General features: G+C 42.6%; 4 protein-coding genes. 1 reads left to right on the top strand and 3 read right to left on the bottom strand.

Going from position 1 to position 5,900, the window contains the following annotated elements:
• Window positions 1-745: 745 nt before the first annotated feature.
• Window positions 746-994: a hypothetical protein gene (locus RIM23_RS06030; protein WP_446365337.1), complete on the bottom strand. Its 249-nt coding sequence runs from the start codon at window positions 992-994 to the stop codon at window positions 746-748.
• Window positions 995-1,360: 366 nt separating this feature from the next.
• Here RIM23_RS06030 and RIM23_RS06035 point away from each other — a divergent pair, with 366 nt between their 5' ends.
• Window positions 1,361-2,167, top strand: a complete 807-nt coding sequence (locus tag RIM23_RS06035) for a pentapeptide repeat-containing protein (protein ID WP_446365339.1) — start codon at window positions 1,361-1,363, stop codon at window positions 2,165-2,167.
• Between the two features lie 71 nt (window positions 2,168-2,238).
• On the opposite strand, the gene RIM23_RS06040 is transcribed toward RIM23_RS06035, so the two are convergent.
• Window positions 2,239-2,844, bottom strand: coding sequence for a Uma2 family endonuclease (locus RIM23_RS06040; protein WP_446365341.1), 606 nt, complete (start codon window positions 2,842-2,844; stop codon window positions 2,239-2,241).
• A 93-nt stretch (window positions 2,845-2,937) separates the two neighbouring features.
• The gene (locus tag RIM23_RS06045; protein WP_446365343.1) at window positions 2,938-5,580 is read right to left on the bottom strand and encodes a DNA polymerase III subunit alpha; all 2,643 of its coding nucleotides are present in this window, start codon (window positions 5,578-5,580) and stop codon (window positions 2,938-2,940) included.
• Between the last annotated feature and the right edge of the window lie 320 nt (window positions 5,581-5,900).

A 5,900-nucleotide genomic window follows, 5' to 3' on the forward strand; every position in this document is an offset into this window, starting at 1 on the left:
GAAATAAATTTCCACCAATGATAACATATTGATTTGATTTATTGCCCTGCTGTCACACCATCTTCAATTAATTTCCACCAATGATGACATATTGATTGGGACTTATTACCACGCTGTCACACCCTCTTCAATTAATTTGCACCAATGTTAACATTTTGTTTGGGACTTATTCCCACGCTGTCACACCATCTTCAATTAATTTCCATCCCGTTAACATATTGATTGGATTTATTACCACGCTGTCACACCATCTTTAATCAATTTACATCCCGTTAATATATTGATTGGATTTATTGCCCTGCTGTCACACCATCTTCAATTAATTTCCACCAATGATAACATATTGATTGGCACTTATTACCACGCTGTCACACCATCTTCAATTAATTTCCATCCCGTTAACATATTGATTTGATTTATTACCACGCTGTCACACCATCTTCAATTAATTTACATCCCGTTAGTATATTGATTGGATTTATTACCACGCTGTCACACCGCCTTGAAATCAATTTCAAGGCTCATAGTTAAAGTCCGTTTAAACGGACTGAATAATACATCATCATTCTTCTAAATGTAATTATATCCTGATAATCGGGATGAGCTGGTATTATTGCTGAGTCGTCTGAAGACGACTTTGGCTATGAGCCTGGGAATTGATTCCCAGGCGGATGCGCAGGTAATACTCAATTTGCTCGGTCGCCCTCTCCCCCAACCCTTGGATCAAATAATATTTTTTCGGAGCTTATCGGTCGATACTACAATTAAATAGCTTAGTATTTTGACGGGTACTCCAATAATCCTTACCTTGAATCTGCCTCAGTTGAGCGTCTAAGGCTTGAACCACCTGATTCAAGGACATTTGTTTATAATAGCGGAAATTTTCCAGAAAGATTTTGTCCTCCAAACTGAGTTGACTATAGCTTTGGCATAATAAAGCGTGATATCTGGCGGTAGCAGCTTCGAGTGATTGTTGGTAAGTATCTTTAGGCATAAGTCTAGAGGAGTAGACTAACTGTGAGTTCTCAGTAATTAGCTTTATTTTGACCGATAACAATTAGCGATCGCCTCAGTCTTGATAGGGATTTTTGAGCCGGGATAATTCTTCAAAGGAAGAGACTTACCCGCTCCCACAGAACCAAGGCGTCTAAAAAATTAAGCAATCTAAAGGAAAATCCTGGCAGCTAAAGATAGCTACCAGGTAACTGCATCTAAAACTGAGAGTTTGCTTCCTTGTCCTTGCTTTTTAAGCATAATCCGTTACTCTAGGAGTTAGAATCAGTGAAATTGCTGAATTTTTGCGATCGCTTCTGCCCAGATTACCGAAAAATACCTATAGGATTGGGTTTGTGGTTGTGTCATGGAAGAATCCCTAATCACCAATCAGATGAAACTCAACATTCTGCCGATCTTCTTACTCCTAACGCCCTTTTTGTCAGCCACTCCCCTAAACGCGGAAAATCCTGACCATCTGAAACAGTTACAAGAGACTGGCGAATGTTCTACCTGTGACTTGACAAATGCCGATCTGAGTAATAGTAACCTGAGTCAAAGTATTTTGACATACGCTGACTTGAGTCAAGCTAACCTCACCCAAGCGACTCTCAGTGATGCTAACCTCAAATATGCTGACCTGATTAATGCCAACCTCAGTAACGCTGACTTAAAAAATGCTGATCTAACTCGCGCCTTTCTGGGTGGTGCAGATCTCAGGGGTGCAGATCTCAGAGAAGCCAACTTCAAAGCGGCTAACTTAAGTAATGCTACTCTCATTGGTGCGAACTTAACCCAAACACTGTTAAGTTTAGCCAACTTGAGTGAAGCTAATCTGTCTCAATCGATTCTCACCTTAGCCGAACTCAGAGGCGCGGATCTCAGACGTGCTAATCTGGATAATGCTCGACTCAATGGTGCTAATCTGCAAGCCGCTAATCTCAGAGAAGCTAACCTGAGTAATGCCAGACTTAATAATGCAAATTTAAATGGCGCTTACCTCAGAGGTGCTAATTTGAGTAATAGCTTTTTAACTGATGCTGATTTGCGCGAAGCCAACCTCTGGGATGTTGACCTAAGTCGTGCTAACTTACAAGATGCCGATTTAACCGGTGCAGTATTCTGTAATACCACTTTACCCGATAGAACTATTTCTAATCGCGATTGTCCCTAACGTAGGGATTTTCGGTTGATTTACATTGATAACTTATTAGAGAAGTAGGGAATCGAGCTTGGATATACTGTTCACTCTATACTTTCTTCAGGAAAGACTACATCTTCATAAACCAAAGAGATGGGACACTGGAAATTAATGCTGGTAAATTCAACATTCAATTCCGATTGAGTATCTGCGGCTTCCTCAAGAGAATAAGAGGTCAGTTCCCATTTGTTTCTTTCATTAAGGCGATAGCACTCGATACTCATTTTTTCAGAATCGATGAGAATATATTCTTTTAGGGTCTCAATCCGACGATAATGTTTGAATTTTTTACCTCGATCAAACGCTTCTGTACTGGGCGATAAAACTTCTACGATTAAACAAGGATGATAGATAATTTTTCTAGCTTTTTGATCGCGTGGGTCACAACTCACCATGACATCGGGATAGTGAAAGGGACCTTTGGTTGAAATCCCGACTTTAGCATCCGCTATTTGGACTTTACAGCCTTTCCCTCTCAGATGGTTTTTAAAGGCAGAGGCAAGGTTTAAGGCAATGTCATTGTGGGGGATAGTCCCGCCTGTCATGGCATAAACTTCCCCGTTGATATATTCGTATTTTATAGGTTGTTGCTCTTCCCATTCCAGATAGTCTTGGGGAGTCATCAGTTGGAGTTGAGCTTGAGCAATCATTGGTTATATCTCCTAGAGAGACACGAAAGTGGCGAAGTATTCAGTTTGGCGCGAACCTGGTTCACTTTACTTGACCTTCTACCTTTTCCCTGCTTAAAAAACAGGTTGCAATACCTCCACCTGCTTCAACTCCAATCCTTGCTCAAATATCTGATCAATCGGTAACATTTGACCCTTATCTGTCATAAACTTATGGTCTTTTGTCGCCCGAATTGTCGAACCATCCTCTAACAGATATTCAAACACCTCTTGTTCGCCACGATTATGCCATTGTACAATGGGTTGGGTGTAAACATAGCCATGCTCATCCACACTATAAACCGTACAATCAATTCCCTTTTCTACTATTTCCCCAATCGCCACAGCGCCATATTCAACCGTGAGAATCTGCGTGTCATAACTCAAGCAATATTCAGCAAATAGTATCATCTGCTCGAATAACTCTTCCGCAATTCGCTTCGCTACACCATTTTTCGCCGCACCATCAATAAAAATGTCTCGATGTTTTTGCATTTCTGAAACTTTCTTCTTTCCCATGGCACGCCGTAGCAAATCCGCTTGACCCAGGGAATACCCCGCCAAATCCTGAGCCATTTTCATGATCTGCTCTTGATAACAAAGCGTACCATAGGTTTCTTTTAGGATTGGCTCTAATAGCGGATGTTGGTACTCAACCTTTTCTTTCCCGTGTTTCCGGTTAATAAATTTAGGGATCAGACCCGCATCCAAAGGTCCGGGGCGATACAATGCCAAAATCGAAGAAATATCTTCAATACTCGACGGTTTTAGCTCCCGCACCACCTGGCGCATCCCAGAGGATTCTAACTGAAAAATTCCCTCTAACTCGCCTTTCTCTAAAAGCTGATAGGTCAGTTTTATATCATCCGGGATTTTCTTAAATTCCCCCTTTGCCAAAATCTGAAACGCCTTCCGTTCAGCCAGGGGTAAGTGATCGAGATCTAAGGTGAGATCTTTATTTTTGCGAATCAATTCCGCCGCTTTTTGAATGGTGGTTAAATTTTTAAGACCTAGAAAATCCATCTTCAACAGTCCCAGAGATTCTAAGTCTTCCATAAAATACTGGGTAATCACCGCTCCTTCATTATTCACCTGCAAGGGAACAATTTCATCTAAAGGTTCGGCAGAAATCACCACCCCCGCCGCGTGAACGCCAAAGGTTTTATTGGTTCCTTCAATCCGAATTGCCATATCCAGCCAGCGCTGCACTTCGGGGTTATTTAAGTAAGCATCTCTAAACTCTGGTGAGGGTGTGTCCTTAGAAATCATTACCTTTAACTTCGTAGGTTTTCCCCGTGAAACTGGAATCATTTTCGCCATCCGATCCGATTCCCCATAAGGAACACCCAAAACCCTGGCGACATCTTTTAATACGGCTTTCGAGGTCATCCGGTTAAAGGTAATAATTTGTGCCACCCGATCTGCCCCATATTTCCGGGTGACATACTCAATCACCTCATCCCGGCGTTCAATACAGAAATCGGTATCAATATCCGGCATAGACTTCCGTTCTGGATTGAGAAAGCGCTCAAACAAAAGCCCATGATGCACTGGATCAATATTAGTAATTCTCAGGGAATAGGCAACTAAAGAACCCGCTGCTGAACCCCGTCCCGGACCCACGGGAATTTTCTGATCTCTGGCATATTTAATATAATCCCACACGACTAGAAAATAGGTAGAAAATCCCATCTCTTGCATCATTTTCAGCTCATATTCCAGCCGTTCTTTATAGACGGGATCAATGTCACTGCGAGAACGGCATCCCATGCGATTTAATAGTCCATTCCAAGTGACTTCTTCTAAGTAACTATTGGCGCTATGACCCTGGGGAACCGGGTAATCGGGGATGCGCGGTTCCCCCATAATGTCGTAACGTTTAACCTTTTCAGCTACCTCCAGAGTATTCGCGATCGCCTCTTGGATCACTCCGAAGGGCAAATGATCTCGAAATAGCTGTGCCATCTCCTCTGCGGACTTGAGATACTCGGTACCGGAGTAGCGCATCCGCTTGTCTTCTGCAATTAATTTACTCGTCTGCATACAGAGTAAGGCATCGTGGGCTTCGACATCGTAACAAGAGATAAAATGGGAGTCATTCGTCGCGACGATTTTAATCTCTAATTCACGGGCAATTTCAACAATTTCTACGTTAACAATCCGGTCTTCAATCGACCCATGATCTTGAATTTCTAGATAATAATCGTCGCCAAAAACCTCTTTATACCATTTGGCAAGTTCTCGCGCTTTTTGCACGTCACCCTTGAGAATCGCTTGGGGGACTTCTCCGCCTAAACAACCACTGGTGACGATTAATCCATCACGGTACTGTTTAAGTAATTCTTTGTTAATACAAGGACGCTGAAAAATTCCTATTCCTTGGATTCCTTTCAGATGAGAAATTGTCGTCAGTTTGACTAAATTTTTATAGCCTTGGGTATTTTTAGCTAAGACAACTTGATGGTATTTGCGCTGTTTCTTCTTCGTCTTATCCTGAATATCCCCATTAATCACATACATTTCATTGCCGATAATCGGCTTAATCCCTTTCCCCCGACAGACTTTAATCAACTCGATCGCGCCGTACATTACCCCATGATCCGTCAGTGCGATCGCACTCATACCCAATTCCACCGCCCGATCCACTAATTGCGGTAGCTGGGACGCGCCATCAAGTAAGCTGTAGTCACTGTGAATATGTAGACCGACGAAGGACATAGAACTTACACAGATAAGGATTCAGTTAAGGGGCGATAGGATCGGGCTATTGATAACGGGCGCGATCGCTCACGTTCATGATAAGCGGATCAACCTTTTTACCCCATATATAAGGATACATCATTCGGGTTAACCCTATATTTAGTGATTAGGCATTGGTATTGTTGCGATCGCCTCTTCTAAACAAGGACGATAGAGATGCAGATGCATTCGTAGGGGCGAAGCATTCGCGCCCAAATTGATCGGTTTTCTACCAAAGTTTCAACGCGAATGCTTCGCCCAACCCCCGGTTCACCAACCCCCGGTTCACCAACCCCCGG

Source organism: Coleofasciculus sp. G3-WIS-01, assembly GCF_040223135.1.
Taxonomy (GTDB): domain Bacteria; phylum Cyanobacteriota; class Cyanobacteriia; order Cyanobacteriales; family Coleofasciculaceae; genus Coleofasciculus.